The sequence below is a fragment of the Lacticaseibacillus zhaodongensis genome (assembly GCF_009687905.1).
GTDB classification, from domain to species: domain Bacteria; phylum Bacillota; class Bacilli; order Lactobacillales; family Lactobacillaceae; genus Lacticaseibacillus; species Lacticaseibacillus zhaodongensis.
Map to the genome: position 1 here is coordinate 83,821 of NZ_BLBG01000005.1, position 14,649 is coordinate 98,469.

General features: G+C 52.6%; 15 protein-coding genes and 1 tRNA gene. 10 read left to right on the plus strand and 6 right to left on the minus strand.

Features of this window, described 5'->3' with window-relative positions; all coding sequences use genetic code 11:
* Nucleotides 1–6 precede the first annotated feature (6 nt).
* Nucleotides 7–79 (plus strand) — tRNA-Thr (locus GN107_RS05365).
* A gap of 225 nt (nucleotides 80–304) precedes the next feature.
* Here the strand turns inward: GN107_RS05365 and GN107_RS05370 are convergent.
* Nucleotides 305–472: a hypothetical protein gene (locus tag GN107_RS05370; RefSeq protein WP_155286855.1), complete on the minus strand. Its 168-nt coding sequence runs from the start codon at nucleotides 470–472 to the stop codon at nucleotides 305–307.
* A gap of 159 nt (nucleotides 473–631) precedes the next feature.
* Between GN107_RS05370 and GN107_RS05375 the strand changes: the two genes are divergently transcribed.
* From GN107_RS05375 to GN107_RS05385, 3 genes are all read left to right on the plus strand, one after another.
* A complete protein-coding gene (locus GN107_RS05375) occupies nucleotides 632–1,369 on the plus strand; it encodes a hypothetical protein (RefSeq protein WP_155286854.1) in 738 nt (245 codons plus the stop codon).
* Between the two features lie 99 nt (nucleotides 1,370–1,468).
* A complete protein-coding gene (locus GN107_RS05380) occupies nucleotides 1,469–1,888 on the plus strand; it encodes a MarR family winged helix-turn-helix transcriptional regulator (protein WP_155286853.1) in 420 nt (139 codons plus the stop codon).
* Complete coding sequence (locus GN107_RS05385) at nucleotides 1,888–2,775, plus strand: SDR family oxidoreductase (protein ID WP_155286852.1); 888 nt, start codon at nucleotides 1,888–1,890, stop codon at nucleotides 2,773–2,775. The genes GN107_RS05380 and GN107_RS05385 overlap by 1 nt, the downstream gene beginning before the upstream one ends.
* 51 nt (nucleotides 2,776–2,826) lie before the next feature.
* On the opposite strand, the gene GN107_RS05390 is transcribed toward GN107_RS05385, so the two are convergent.
* Together GN107_RS05390 and helD are read right to left on the minus strand one after the other, a co-directional pair.
* Nucleotides 2,827–3,489: a CPBP family intramembrane glutamic endopeptidase gene (locus GN107_RS05390; protein ID WP_155286851.1), complete on the minus strand. Its 663-nt coding sequence runs from the start codon at nucleotides 3,487–3,489 to the stop codon at nucleotides 2,827–2,829.
* 115 nt (nucleotides 3,490–3,604) lie between these two features.
* The gene (gene helD, locus GN107_RS05395) at nucleotides 3,605–5,908 is read right to left on the minus strand and encodes an RNA polymerase recycling motor HelD (protein WP_155286850.1); all 2,304 of its coding nucleotides are present in this window, start codon (nucleotides 5,906–5,908) and stop codon (nucleotides 3,605–3,607) included.
* A 772-nt stretch (nucleotides 5,909–6,680) separates the two neighbouring features.
* On the opposite strand from helD, the gene trpS reads away from it, so the two are divergent.
* The 5 genes from trpS to GN107_RS05420 all read left to right on the plus strand — a co-directional run bounded on the left by trpS (nucleotide 6,681) and on the right by GN107_RS05420 (nucleotide 9,639).
* The gene (gene trpS / locus GN107_RS05400) at nucleotides 6,681–7,694 is read left to right on the plus strand and encodes a tryptophan--tRNA ligase (protein ID WP_155286849.1); all 1,014 of its coding nucleotides are present in this window, start codon (nucleotides 6,681–6,683) and stop codon (nucleotides 7,692–7,694) included.
* Nucleotides 7,695–8,144: 450 nt separating this feature from the next.
* Nucleotides 8,145–8,333 carry a hypothetical protein gene (locus GN107_RS05405; RefSeq protein ID WP_155286848.1) on the plus strand — a complete coding sequence of 63 codons (189 nt, stop codon included), beginning with the start codon at nucleotides 8,145–8,147 and terminating at the stop codon, nucleotides 8,331–8,333.
* A gap of 299 nt (nucleotides 8,334–8,632) precedes the next feature.
* A complete protein-coding gene (locus GN107_RS05410) occupies nucleotides 8,633–9,028 on the plus strand; it encodes an iron-sulfur cluster biosynthesis family protein (RefSeq protein ID WP_155286847.1) in 396 nt (131 codons plus the stop codon).
* 240 nt (nucleotides 9,029–9,268) lie between these two features.
* A complete protein-coding gene (locus tag GN107_RS05415; RefSeq protein WP_155286846.1) occupies nucleotides 9,269–9,484 on the plus strand; it encodes a phosphoheptose isomerase family protein in 216 nt (71 codons plus the stop codon).
* Nucleotides 9,481–9,639, plus strand: a complete 159-nt coding sequence (locus tag GN107_RS05420) for a hypothetical protein (protein WP_155286845.1) — start codon at nucleotides 9,481–9,483, stop codon at nucleotides 9,637–9,639. Before GN107_RS05415 ends, GN107_RS05420 begins: the two co-directional genes overlap by 4 nt.
* 118 nt (nucleotides 9,640–9,757) lie before the next feature.
* Here GN107_RS05420 and GN107_RS05425 read toward each other — a convergent pair whose 3' ends face one another.
* Nucleotides 9,758–10,210 (minus strand): hypothetical protein, encoded by a 453-nt coding sequence (locus tag GN107_RS05425; RefSeq protein ID WP_155286844.1) that lies wholly within the window; start codon nucleotides 10,208–10,210, stop codon nucleotides 9,758–9,760.
* Nucleotides 10,211–10,580: 370 nt separating this feature from the next.
* Between GN107_RS05425 and GN107_RS05430 the strand changes: the two genes are divergently transcribed.
* Complete coding sequence (locus GN107_RS05430; protein ID WP_155286843.1) at nucleotides 10,581–11,378, plus strand: hypothetical protein; 798 nt, start codon at nucleotides 10,581–10,583, stop codon at nucleotides 11,376–11,378.
* Between the two features lie 241 nt (nucleotides 11,379–11,619).
* Here GN107_RS05430 and GN107_RS05435 read toward each other — a convergent pair whose 3' ends face one another.
* Together GN107_RS05435 and GN107_RS05440 are read right to left on the minus strand one after the other, a co-directional pair.
* Nucleotides 11,620–12,984: a PTS transporter subunit IIC gene (locus tag GN107_RS05435; protein WP_155286842.1), complete on the minus strand. Its 1,365-nt coding sequence runs from the start codon at nucleotides 12,982–12,984 to the stop codon at nucleotides 11,620–11,622.
* A 642-nt stretch (nucleotides 12,985–13,626) separates the two neighbouring features.
* Nucleotides 13,627–14,646, minus strand: a complete 1,020-nt coding sequence (locus GN107_RS05440) for an aldose epimerase family protein (RefSeq protein WP_155286841.1) — start codon at nucleotides 14,644–14,646, stop codon at nucleotides 13,627–13,629.
* Between the last annotated feature and the right edge of the window lie 3 nt (nucleotides 14,647–14,649).

A 14,649-nucleotide genomic window follows, 5' to 3' on the forward strand; every position in this document is an offset into this window, starting at 1 on the left:
GGGAATGCCGTCTTAGCTCAGTAGGTAGAGCGCAGCCATGGTAAGGCTGAGGTCGCCGGTTCGAATCCGGCAGACGGCAGCAGATAACGATTTGAGGACCGATGCGCAAGCAGCGGTCCTCTTTTTTTGCGCCTGCTCGTACTCAGGGAACGTGGGGACTCAGGTGCTGGGGGGTAGTACTTATGTAGAAACTGTCGGTGAAAAAATGGTGGTGAAAACGTAGGGGCGATTCGGAGCGGGGCGAATATGTCACGGTGGGGCGGAAATGAGGCGCTTGGCTTCTGTCCGCGGGCCTCCGCTCTGTTTACAAAAATACCCAACCATCCGGGGGAATCGGACGGTTGGGCTTGGGAATTTTGGCGGTCGCCGTGCGTCCACGGCTAACCGTAACGTAAAAGGCAATCCCCAGATGGTGCTTTGCTGATTTTCTTAACACATAATCACCTGGAATCTTCAATATTTTCTTCTGCAAGGATCTTATCACCTCCTTACAAGTATTATTATACCAGCTTGCCACGGGTCTGTGCAAACGCTATCATTAGTGCTGAAAGTGATTTGTTATTATAGCTAGCCCCCACGACGGGTGCGTGCTATACTCTGCGTAAATTAAGCACATCTGGGGGTGTTATCCATGACATTATTCAATCTGGACGACGAACAAGCGGTTGCCAAGTATGTCGAAGCGTGTGGCGTGCAGCCGGACCACAATTACCTGATTATGCAGCGGCGGGCATCCAGCTGGGTGCTGATGGCCAACATGTTTACTGGCAGTCAGTATGAGGATATCGACAACAAAATGGCGCGGATCGAGCGCTATTACATCCTCATCTTCACGCCGCACAAACTCTACCTGCAGGACCTGACCGCCGCGCCTGGAACCGACGCGCAGGTAATTCCTACCGTTTTGATCAAGCAGTTCAGCACGCCGGTCGTGAAGGATCAGTACTGCCTGCGCTTCAACCTGAACGGCAAGTGGCAGAACTACTACTGCTCCACCCTGCAGACGCAGGAGCGCGCCTACATCCTGCGTAACTTCAAGACGCTCAGCCTGAACGGTTTCTGCGGTCTGACCGGTGGAGTGGGGGCCAAAATGCGCCAGACCGCACGCAAGCAGCAGCCTGTCCAGCAAGCGGACCCGCAGCCGTACGCGCCGTCACGCCGGGCCAACACACCCAGTCGCAGCAGCCGCAAACCGGCAGCGCCGACATCTAAACCCGCAGCCAAGGCGCCTGCAAGTGATTTTCAGGCGGAGACGCACGCCCAGCACACGCCAGTCGCCAAAGCGGATTACATTCCCGCGGAGGGGCGGCCGGAGCGGCCCTATGTCAGTCCGTGGGGAAAGCTGTTTGGCGGCCGCAAGCGCGATTGACTAGCCAATTTTGCCTGAAAAAGATGTACATTTACGCATTACCCCTTTACTTTCACTAATATAGTAAGTACAGTTACATTATTAAATGGGGGTGGCTTTATGGGTAATGACGGCTACATGTTAATGAACGTTGCTAAACGGATGCGTTATGATTTGAACTCGTCCTTGGCGGCGGCGGACCTGACCACGCCGCAGTGGGCGGTAATCGCGCAGGTGCACCGCTCAGCTGCGGCTAAACGAACGATCAGTGCGGCCGACATGACCACACTGCTGGGGATGGACAAGCCCACGGTCTCCGCAATTGTCCGGCGTTTGGTCCAAAAGGGCCTGCTGGAGCGGCGGCCGCGACCAAACGATGCCCGGGCCTATGATCTGTACCTGACGCCGGCTGGCAAGGATGCCGGGCTCGTCGCCATGAACCTCAGCGACAAGGTGCTGGCTCAGTACATGAAACTATTGACGGCAGAAGAGCAGCAGCAGTTCCATTCAATCCTGACGAAACTAGGCGGCGATTTGTAATGCGCGCTACGATTTTGGTACTGGGTGCTGACGGTAACATTGGCCGGCCATTAGTTCAGGAGCTGCTCAAGACGGGCAAGCATATCGTTGCGGGGGCGCACAACCCGCTGCACGTGCCCGAACAGTTCAAGACGGAGCCACTGATTGACGTGCGCCGCTTTGACTTCCTCAATGCAGCAACTTTTGCACCCGCACTGGCCGGAGTTGACCAGGTCTTCTTCGTGCGGCCGCCGCAACTGTCCAAGCCGAAGCAGGACATGTTCCCCTTCCTAGACGCGGTGAAGGCCGCGCACGTGCAGCAGACGGTCTTCGTGTCGATGATCGGCGTGGAGAAGAACGTGGTCACCCCGCACCACAAAATCGAGAAGTACATCGAAAAGATCGGCTTGCCGCACACCTTTATCCGGCCCAGCTTCTTCATGCAGAACCTGAGCACGACGCACCTGGCGGACATTCGTGACCGGCACGACCTGTTTATCCCTGCCGGCAACGCGCTCACTAGCTTCATTGATGCGCGCGACATCGCCGCGGTGGCCGCCAAGGCGCTTTTGGACCCCAAGCAGTACCTGGGTCAGAAGCTGGCAATCACTGGCGGGACGGCGATCAGCTATGAACAGGCCGCTGCGATCATGACGAACGTTCTGGGCGTCAAGTTCACTTACACTCACCCGGGCCTGCTGCAATTCCGCCGGACGATGCTGAAGCGCGGCATCAAGAAGGACTTCGTGAACGTGATGGTCATGCTCTACGTGATTACGCGCATGGGTAACGCCAAAACGGTCACGGACACGGTTCAAAAGGTCCTTGGGCGCGCGCCGATTTCCTTTGCCCAGTTTGTTGCCGATAATGCAGATGTGTTCTTGGGTAAAACTGACCAAGCAAAATAACTGCGAATAATCAAAACGGACCCTTGCCGCGCTGGCAGGGGTCCGTTTGTGTTATAGCGATGCAACTAAATTGTTAATGATGTGCATGACCATGCCGTACCTGACGTCGCGCGTGCGCACGTAGGTCAGTGCCAGCGCAAAGCCCAGGCCGGCGTAGATTACAAAATCAAAGAGGTTGGTCGGTCCGTGGACGATTGCGAAGGCCACCGTGCTCAGGATGATGTTGAAAATATCACTGAAGCGGTTCCGCTCCTTGAAGGCGACGTTCATCAACAGGCCGCGGAAAATCAGTTCCTCGACTAGGGGCGCGGCGACATTGACAATTAGTAACATCACCACGCGGCTGGAGCGCATCAGGTCATCAATGGCCACCTCGTTGCCGGAGTTCGGCACGATTCCGCGGTTGACCATGATTGAGCCGATGACCTGAACGACGATCATGATGACAATGCCGGGTAGCGCCCCACGGATTTTGGCCCAAGAGAAGGCCGGTGTGGTGGCGTCCGGCGGCTGCATGCCGGCCTGGAAGCGCCGCTGCATGCGCCACAGCCAGCCAATCAGGAAGCTGAAGAGCAGGATGACCAAGATGACGCCGCTCATGGTGGCGTAAGCCAGGTGCAAACTGCCAGGCAGGATTGCGATGAGCTCGGCGGCCTGGTAGGCCAGAAATGCGAGTAGGACGGCGATAGTTCGTTTCAAAAGGTGTTGCCGCATGGAATCCTCCTTTGCTTAGTGACGCCAGATGTTGATGATGATGATCACGATGGCGCAGATGAGGATGCCCGCCATCGCGACCAGCGAGGCGATGCCCACCCAGATCCGAATGTCATCAATCATGACTGGCCTCCCGCACGCCGCTGCGCTGGACATCGAGGAACTGCTGCGTTTCCGGAGCGCTTAGCATCGGGGCCGGTGTGTCCCGGGCAATCAGCAGCAGTTCGTGCAGCGCCCGCGTGGCGACGGTGTACAGAATGTCGCGGTCGCTAGCAGCGCCGTAGTTAGCCGCGGACACATCATAAGCAATCACGGCGTCAAACTCCAGCCCCTTGGCCAGGTACACCGGCAGTACCAGCACGCCGTGACCGAGTTTCTGGTCGTCGGCCTTGAGCTCGCTGGCATTTAGTTCCGGCGCGGCCAAGTGCAGCTGTGCGGTGAGCGCCGCGGCCTGCGCGCTGGTCTTGGTGATCAGCGCGACGGTGTGGTACGCGGCGGCTAACGGACGCAGGGCCTGCAAAAGGGTCTGCTGGAGTTCTTCCCGCGGTGCAATGAGCAGCCGCGGCTGGGCCCCATCCCGCGCGAAGGCTTGGATTTTGCTCCCGCCCGGCAACAGGCTGCTGGCGAACTTGGTGATGGGGGCGCTGCTGCGGTAGGCCCGGTTCAGCGTGATCACGCGCTGGCGCAGGTCTGGGAAGGCGCGCTGCAAGGAGTCGATGTAGCCGCTCTTCGTGTAGCGACTGGAGAACACGTCTTGTGCCTCGTCACCGAGGAAGGTGAGCGTGGCGCGCGGAAAGGCGTGGTGGATGTAGCGCAGCAGGGCCGGTGAGTAATCCTGCATTTCGTCAACGAACACGGCCATGATGCTGTGGTTCTGGCCGCTGCCGGTGAGGATGTCGCGAATCAGCATGATCGGCGCGGCGTCTTCGAGGCGCAGCTTGTGCTCCTCCAGGCCGCGGGCGAACGCGCGGGCCATTTCCTGCCAGGCGCCGCGGGATACTAGGTCCTGCTCGGTACTATTCAGAAACTGCAGGTATTCGGCGTAGGGGTCGATGAAGTAGTCGTCGTAAAGCGCCGTGTAGACCGGGCTGAACTTCTCGGCCACCACCGCCCGGGCGACGGCCCGCAGCTCATCGCCGCTGTCTTCAAAAGTCTCGGTGCCGATGTAGTGGCGCACATCCGCCTCGGACAGCCCGGCGAGAACCTCGTCGACCCAGTCCTGGTGGGCCTCGATGCTGATGCGCAGGTTGAGCCGCTTCATCAGCGTTTTGCGCACCGCGGCGAACTTGTCGGCGGGCGTTGCCGCTGCCGGCTGCTCGGCGTAGATGTGCGCCATGGTCTCCTTGCTGAAGAAGGTGCTGCCGTCCAGTTCGATATCTTGGAAGCAAAGCTCATGTTGCGTTTTGGCAAAATGCTCCGCCAGATCCATAAACTCGGCGCTCTCCTTGAAGCGGCGCATGGCGGCGGTGCTATCCGGCAGGTTGGTCTCGTCGGCCTCGAAGCGGTCAAAGAGTGTCTCCACCTGCAAGCCTGTGAAGCGCTGGGTCAAGAACTCACTGAGCGTGGTCTGAATCATGTTCTTTTCGCCCAGGCTCGGCAGGACCGCGGAGATATAACTGGCAAAAATTCGGTTGGGCGAGAAGAGCACCATCTGGTCGGATTCCAGCGTGTTGCGGCTGTGGTAGAGCAGAAAGGCGATGCGCTGCAGGATCGCGGACGTTTTGCCGGAGCCGGCCGCCCCCTGGACGATCAGCAGCTGGCTGCTGGTGTCGCGGATGATGGCATTTTGCTCGCGCTGGATGGTGCTGACGATGCTGCGCATGTACTCGTCGCTCTGTTCGCCGAGCACTGCCTGCAGCATCTCGTCGCCAACCGTCTCGCTGGTGTCGAACATGTGGACGATTTGGCCGTCCTCGATGCGGAACTGGCGCTTGCGGGTGAGGTCGACGGTCTGCTTGCCGCTGACGGTATCGTAACTGACGCGCCCCAGCGTGCCGTTATAGTAGATAGAAGCAATCGGTGCGCGCCAGTCGTAGACGAGGAAGTGCCCGTTTTCGTCCTGCAGGCTTCCGGTGCCGATGTAGAGCGGTTCGCTGGTCTTGCTGCCGGCTTCCTGCACGTCGATCCGGCCAAAATACGGAGCCGGGTCGAGCCGCTTCAGGGTGCTCTGCTCGTGCTTCAAGATGCGCTCGTTTTCGGCGGCGGAGGTGACCAGCATCTTCTGCTGCTGCACGGCCGCGTTGGTTTCCATCGCGTCATCGACTTCGGTGGTGTTGACCTTAGTGTTGTCACCATAGTTGCGTTCAACTTGCTGCGTTTCCGCGTGGGCGGTCGCAATTTGGTCAGCAACTGTCACCAGCCGCCCCTTAATGTAGGTGCGCACCCGGTCGACGCGTTTTTGTTCTTGAGTTTGATCCATGTTTATCCCTCCGCGCAGCCAATCCGCCAATTAATACTTTTAAGTTAAACAATTGTACGCCCGTACTTGCGCTTCTGCAAGAAGGAGCGGGCTGACTGCAGGCAAATCGGGAAAATTAGTTATTTAAACTGTGAATTTATTCACGAAGCGGGCAATTAGTCCCCGCTTTATGCGACAGCAGGCGCCGGCACGGACCCTTCAACCGCTAAATCTGGGCTAAATAGCTAAATAAAACTTTGAATCGGTATAAGTTAGTGCACATAACTAATCAGTTTTAATAGGTGCGGGCGAGCACCACAGTTCCCCAGATTAATTCAAGTTGGATGCAAAAAAACACACCGGGGCTTGCTAGCCGCGGTGTGTCGCGTGAACTCGTCCTGCCGTGCAAACAGGACGTCTGTATAAATGATCAATAGCTTGTTGCCAGCTCATAAGTAATAAACATAGCAGCACGTTGCGTTACCTAAACTTTGCACTCACCTGCAACCGATACCCCCCAGTATCGCCACACATGTGCGGAGTGAAAACTGGTGCATTGACTCCGCGGACCTATTTATATTACAACAATTCCAAGAAAAATCAATAAGAAAAATGATTTTGCACATTATATGTAGCTTATAGCTAGCTTGTGTTATATATTCGACGTTTTGAGAACACTTGTATTTTGCCTATGAACACTGCGGAGCGGGCTTGCTTTTTGCCCCAGCGCCCGCGGAGTCCCGTGGTATAATACGCAGGTAGACTACATACAATTAAGGAGTAAAAAATTAGCATGACAAAGAAAATTATCCTGACCGGTGACCGCCCAACTGGCCGCCTGCACATTGGCCACTACATTGGCTCCCTGAAGAACCGCGTTGAGCTGCAGAACTCCGGCGACTACGACTCATACATTATGATTGCCGACATGCAGGCGCTGACCGATAACGCCCGTGACCCCGAGAAGATCCGGCACTCACTTTTGCAGGTGGCGCTCGACTACCTCGCTGTCGGTCTGGACCCCGAGAAATCGACCATCTTCGTGCAGTCCCAGATTCCGGCACTGTCCGAACTGACGATGTACTACCTGGACCTAGTGACCGTTGCGCGCCTGAATCGCAACCCAACTGTGAAGTCCGAAATTGCGCAGAAGAGTTTCGGTGAATCAGTTCCCGCCGGCTTCCTGGTTTACCCAGTCAGCCAGGCATCTGACATCACCGCCTTCAAGGCCAACACTGTGCCAGTCGGGGATGACCAGGAGCCAATGCTCGAGCAGACGCGCGAAATCGTTCGCACCTTCAACCGCGTCTACAATAGCGACGTTCTAGTTGAACCAGAGGGCTACTTCCCACCTAAGGGTAGCGGCCGCCTGCCCGGCATCGATGGCAACGCCAAAATGAGCAAGTCCCTGAACAACGGGATTTACCTCGCTGATGACGCCGACACCGTCCAGAAGAAAATCATGAGCATGTACACCGATCCCGACCACATTCACGTCGAGGATCCCGGCAAGGTCGAAGGCAACGTTGTCTTCACTTACCTTGATATGTTTGGCACCGACAAGGCCAAAATCCAGGAGCTGAAGGATCAGTACCGGGCTGGTGGCCTGGGCGACGTGAAGCTCAAGCGTTACCTGGTTGACGTCATGGAAGCCCTGCTCGAACCGATCCGCACCCGCCGCGAGCAGTACGCTCAGGACATGGGCGCGGTCAGCGACATGCTCAAGGCCGGCTCCGCGAAGGCCAACAAGGTTGCGGCACAGACTTTGGCTGAAGTCCGGGCGGCAATTGGGGTCAACTACTTCTAAACTTGATGATGTTTGTGGGCTCAACTCCCTTCGTGGGGGTTGAGCCTTTTTGGTGTGGTTGGAGGCCGGGCGGCGGGCGCATTTTCCTCCACTGGCGCCGCCGGGAGTGACGGCAGGCATGCTGGGGCCGGGTTCAAGCCTCGGAAGTTCGCCGAGTCTTGACCCTGAACTGCGAGCCCGCTGTGTTGTCTAATAGAGCCACGGTAAGCTTGTCTAACAGTTTCTGAATTACTAGCGGTCTCTCCGTTCTCCCCGATAATCAGCGAAAAACACGCTGATTATCGCGACAGCATGGTCACTCCCGGCGGCTTGTTCCGGAAAAGGCGCCCGCCGCTTTACGAAGGATGTGATAATCTGCACTAGTTTGGGCCCACAGACATTGCACACTAGTAGCCACCCTCAATTGTCGCTGGCGTTTATGTAGCTCATAATAGCGCAGAGGTGATTATCATGGCTGAAATTAAATCAAAATGGCGCGTTGTTAGACGTACGAATGACCATCGTCACTTTGCTATTTTGGAAACAACCTGTGAACGGCTTAAACTAACGAAGAGGGCTCCAAACGCAGCTAACTTGCATGAAATCGATGAGAAGATTGACAAGTATATAGACGCAATGCAGTATTTGGCGGATAAGTAGCGTGACATATTTTATCTGTGTGCTGATTGTTCGTTACGGTTGAATAGATAACCCATTGTGCATGAGATAATGGGATAAGTAATCGCGTGCGAGTTAAAACTGCCCGAATTGATTGATAAGCTTTAACACGTGCAAATGCGCAGGTTTTTGCCATTTTGTGCTTATGCGGCTGCGCCATTCTTGTGATTTTGTTAAATCGTAATTGGCTGTGAAATAACGCTTGCAATTTTGCCACAAACACGATACTATACATTTGTAAGTAAATTAACCGTTGGCACTCACTATAGGAGGTCCCGTCTATGACAGAAGTAAAATTGACCGCAGAAGCAGCAAGCAAGCTCCGCAACCTGAGCGCTGGTGGTAAGAAGCTCGTTTTGGACCTGGACGATGGTGTTGGCCCATTCTCCAGCCTTGGTTCTTGTGCGCTGAACACACACTTCAACGTTGTTGCGGCGCCTGCTGATAAAGTTGGGGCTGACTTCAACCAGGAACTTGATTCAGAAGTTGGTCCGATTTACATCAAGGATTACTCCACCGACTACTTTGGCAACCAGCCAAAGATCAGTCTCGGTATGGGCAACGCCTTCAGCATCAGTGACGAAACCGGTTTGCTCGACAGTACTGTTGGTACCGTCGAGATTCAGGAAGACACACCACTTGCTGTTGGCCAAAAGGGTCCAGCCGCTAGTTGCTAGATCATAAAACTAAATAGTTGTACCACACTCTTTAGAGACGTGATGCAGCAACAACAACAAACAGTGCCCCGGAGTCGCAGCCTCCGGGGCATTTTTGATATTAGCGACTAAATTAGCCCCGTACCAGTTCGTAATCGTAATGATTGCAGACCGGTGCGGAGCTAATTTTGGCCTGTAAAGGTGATTAGAAATAAATCATAGTGGCTGTGCAGTAGAAACTGGTTAGGTGTGCTTGCCGATGTGCTCGAGGAGAGCAACTGGAATTCTACCAACGTCAAGACTGCTGACGGTGCGTTATTTGTGAGCTATCGCGGGCAAAATCACAGTCAGTTGCAGGTCATGCGCTACTTCAAACAGCCCCGGGTGCCCATGATTTTGATTACTGGCCGGCCGGAGTCCCTGATGGCCGAGCTGGCAACGGTTTGGACGTTTACGGGGATGAGTACGACTTCATGAAGATGGGAACGATCGCCTCGCAGTTTGCCATTGATTACTTGTTGACGGTGCTATTTGCTGGTATCTACGCGTATAATTACCAAACTAACTTCAGTTCATTGAAAGAACGTCAGGAAATTCTGACTACGGGCTTGCTGGCGGAAGGGGGCAGGTAGGTAGTGACGAATGTCTTAAGTCTGTGGCTGCAATGTTGGCTGTTTCTGTCAAAACAAACGCCACTCACAAAAAATGTGGGTGGCGTTGAAATAGCTGAGTAGGATTGTTGACGATTCGTTACTTCGCGGTGATGATGCAAGTCCAGTGTTTCGGATCCGTTCCGTTCAGTACCGCTTTGGCCTTGCCTAAGTTCACGGTTTTCTTGGACATGTTCTTTGCCGTGCTCTCAGCGGCAGTCAAGAGTTTAAGATGATCTTGGTGTGCCATCAATGTAGCAGCGGCCATCATTACTGCCATGGAATACGTGCCTTTAGACGGAGTGTCAGAGACAAATTGGTTTCTAGTGGCAGTGATATCGATTGCGGTTACTTGCTTGTTGAATGTGTGAACGATCACTTTGTCGCCCGCACCGGTTGGCGATACGGTGCGCGCAGGCGTGGTGGCGATCCGGGTACTATAATCTTCCTGGTCAGCAATTGAGTTATAGGAGCTGGCAAGTTCGGAATACTTACCAATTGGTTTAGCAAAAGAACAAGCGGACAAGCCGACCGCGATTAGTATTAGTGCCAAGAACAGGGACATGGTCTTCTTTATAATATTTCTCCCAGAAATGTATTTTGAAACAATACCCAGAGGTGAAGTCGAACCCCAAAATCCAATCTGGGTAAAAGTAGCGATTAACTGAACATGGGCCGATGATGATTATAGGCCATTTTAAGCCACTTAAAAGGTCGGATTAGTTATTTTTTGCGTGATATCGTTGCTGATACGGAAAAGATTTGTGGCAGTGCGACTATGTTAATTCGATTTTGTTATTATCATGGTGTTAATTGAACATGTTGTGTAATTATAGAAAAATGTTCCTGTCTCCGCACTTTTGCGCTGGTAAGTAAGCAAAATTGTCGGGTTGTAAAAGATGGACTTTCTTTGGAGGAAAACTATGAAATTATCGACTAAGCTCAGTGTCTGTGTGGCTGCACTCGCGCTGGTTGCACCGGTTGGAATGACTGCGGTTAATACTGTTAGTGCGGTTACGGTCACGACTGCGACCCCAGCTGAAGACGCGGCGGTCCAAAAGTGGTCCCGTGACGAGATGGTTATCGGTGATATTTATACTGCTAAATACAACCTTGGTTTTGGCGTTACTAGTCCGAAAGCTAATCCCTACAATCCTGCTGGCCCGTTATTGAAGGGCTCACCAGCTGAAGAAGCAGCACAAGCAAAAGAGGAATGGTTGGCCGAAGCAGCAATTCTCGCAGTGGAGAAGTTAAGCTCATTTACCACAATGAACGCTGTGTTAGCAGCCAAAGACGCCGATCGGGATGTTATTGGTGAAGCAATATTCCAGCAAGCTACCAAGGCAAAAGCGGAAGCAGTCACGGAGGCGATTCTCAAGCAGCCGACCCTCGCAGCCGCGATTGCACTAGCCAAAAAGATTCTTGCCCAAACAAAGCCAGCAGCCAAGCCGACTTCTAAATCGACAAAAGCGCGCCGAGGGACTGCGCACATTAAGGGCAGTAAGAAATATGGCATCCAAGTTTGGACCAGAGCTGGCAAGCCAGTTCGCTATGGTGCAACCGAAGCCAAGAAGACAGGGCATAAGGTTGGTGAACTTAAAAAGTTGTTCGGCCAAAGTAACTGGAAAATCTTCAATGCGACTTACAAGGCCGATGGGACAACGTATTACAGCCTCGGCGGAGATCAGTACATCGATGCCAATTACGTAAGCTTTCACTAGCAAAATTTAGAAAACATAAAAGCTCTTAGCCGCAAACGCTGGCTGAGAGCTTTTGCGTAATCATACAGAAATGGCGCCATGGAAGCGATCCGCAGATTAGCCCTATAGCGCCCAGTTATTGTCGAGTTACTTGTTCCAATTGTAGGTAAGATGTTTGACGATTCTGCTGAAAGACGATTTGATATAGGTCCTGGTTCTAGTTGTGATGGATCATCTAACGACGGAGGCTTACGTTTATCGGTTAAGGTTGCTGTTTAAATAGCGTATTGCGCTTTTTCATATTCTGGGCGTACCAGATAAACAAGCCTAGGTAGACGATAAGTCCGGCAGTGGTGATGAGAATCCACTTGATATTACCGGAACTCGATTTTCCCAGTGCAATTGCTAAGAGTTGTTCAATTGGACCTTCCTTGGTTGAAGCACCAATTGGCATGATGTGGCCGGCTACGGACAATGCACGGGTAGCATGGGTGACAAAATTGGCAGAGAATGAGCCGGCCCACAGGAACAGAGGCATTTCGATGGCACCGATGACTACCATGCGAATTACTTTACCACGGGTAACGACTAGTAACGCTGGTGCCACCCCCATGGCGATAATGCCGCCAAGGGGAATGACTTTGTTGCCAGGCAGCAGTAAAGCTTCAATGAACATAATTGGTGCCAAAATGTTCGCGGTTGCCCAGATGTCGGCGTTTGCGGACAGGAATGCCCAGTCCAGACCGATATTTAGTGGCTGCTTATTTTCCGTCCAGCCATTGAGGGTGTTGGTTAAACCCTGAGTGAAGGGGTCAACGGCGGCCGTGAACCATGAGCCGATAATATTGAATAGTTCAAGCGTTGTTGCCAGCGTGAAGCCGAGGGTCAAGGTTTGCACCAGGGGCAGGCGCCCTAATAGGCCAACGAAGAGACCAATGTAAATCCCGATGGCAAAGCGGCTGCCTGCAAAGCCGATTTTGTTGTTGAGGGCAGCTGCATCGATATCAAAGTGGTCTAACCAGCCAAATAGTAAGGAGTAGATGCGGTCGAGGAGCATCACGATTGGGTTGATCATGTAGTTCAGGTGCGTGGTGGTCATCATGCTGGCGGGATTACCGAGCAGATCGTCGAAGGTCGGCTTCATCAGGTCGGCATTGATAAATTTAAGCACTGCGATAAAGCCAACGAAAATCAACGTCACGATAAGTGGGGCCCCAGTGTACATTGCGAGTAAGCCAGTAAAAGACAAGTGCCAGATGTCGAAAATATCGATGTCGAGAGTTTTTGTCCAGTGGCGGCGAATCATAATCAGGTTAATTGCAATCGCCAGGGCCAAGAATAGTAGCGTATACTGGGATGACCAGGTGATAGTGGCAATTGGTGCCCAACCGACATCGGCAACGGGTAAATTGATGCCGGTCTGCTTTGCGAGTGCGTGCAGGGCTGGCTGATACAGAGATGACATCAGACTGACTGTTGCGGCGATCCCGGTGATGGCAATCGCTAGCTTTAGGGCGCCTTCTAATGCGTTAGGGAGATTATGCTGGACGATTAAGGTTGCTAGTAGGAGAACAACGGCCATGGTTATGACGGCATTATGAGTAATGAAGTTCGTAATTATCTGCATTTTTAGGTACCCCCTTATTATGTACCGCAAAAGGAATCGCCCGGAATCAAAGTCTGCGGTGATTTCTTTTACGTTAATGCGTTCATTGTTTTGCTGCTGATGGATAAATAATTCATTGGTGAACAATGGCCTTGGTGTGAGGTGATAGCATCAAGCTCGTGGGGTGTCAGCCGTAATGGATTCCTTGAATAACTGATGGTATTAGGTAGGACCCGCTGCGTTAGGTCACCTGTGTCAGTGGGAAGGAATGCGCGTCTTGGTAATTGAAATTCAGAAAGCTTCTAGACAGTGAGTCTTGGCTATCTTTGGTCTTTGAAAAAAGAAATGACCATGGCACGTCCCGTTTATAAACGGAACAGCCATGGTCACGCCTAATTTAATAGTCACGTTCCACTGGTACTATCACTCTCAACACTAATTAGGATAACAGCTGGCACCTCTTGTGTAAACGCTTTCCAATTTTAAAAACAAATCTCTTGTTTTCGACTTAGCGTGATTAGTACTATTTTGGCGTTTTGTATCCAGACTGTAAGTGAGTTTAATAACGATGTGTTTACGGTCGCAATACTAGTACATTTCAGGTGCGTAAGAAACGACCTAGCAATTGGACGGCTAATTATTGTGTAGTTTTCGCACTAGCCGCTAGTAATCTAAGTGCCAACTAGTTTGCGCTGTAAATGTCTCGCCAGGTAATAGCGTGATGGCGTTTAGCGTTGAATCGGATGTTGGCGGAAATTGAGTCTCTAGGGCAACTCCAGCGTATTGACCAAGGTTTGCGGTCAGGCCAGCATGGTGGAAATGGTTACCCGTATAAACAACAATTGCTGGTGCGGTTGTTTTGAGTGTCAGGCGTTGCTGTTTGTCGCTGCTGGTTAACGTGGCAGCAATCGGATCACCATCTAAGATGAACGGATGATTGAGCCCGTGTTGCCGCTGAATATCTGGGTTGGTACTGCTGATTGCCTGGCACAGAGGCTTACCACTGCGCAAGTCAAATGCCGTGTTCGCTACAGACCGTAGTCCCTGATCAGGGATGCTGTTTTCGTTGAGTGGTAAGTAATTCGAAGCGGCAATAGTTAGTTCTTGGTTTAAAATATCGCCGGTTCCATCCAGGTTGAAATAGGTGTGATTGGCGGGATTACACAACGTTTTGGCATCGGTTGTGGCATGCAGTTGGTACGTCAGAGTGTCTTGATCGTCTAGTGTGTAAATGACGGTTAGGTGTAGATTGCCAGGATAGCCAGCAGTACCGGCTGCATCAACCAAATCGAGTACCACAGACGCTGAATGGTCGTTCGAATGCACGCGAAAACTGAAAACACGGGTGTCGAAACCCTTGGGACCACCGTGTGCATGATTAGGGCCATCGTTTAGTTCAAATTGGTGCATAGTGGTACCATCATTCCACTTGCCAGCTCGCATTCGGCCGATAATTCTGCCAACGGTCCCGCCAAGGTAGTTCCGGCCTTTACTATAGTCAGTGGGATTTTTCAGGCTTAGAATCACACTGCGGTTTTGTGCGGATCCTGGCAAGGAGAACTTTTCCAAAGTGGCACCATAATTTAGAATGGTGGCTCGAACACTGTGCTTGTTGACTAGTGAAATTTCGCAGTAAGCGCGGTTGTTGACATATTGATATTGAGTTACCGTAATCCTCTGCATTCT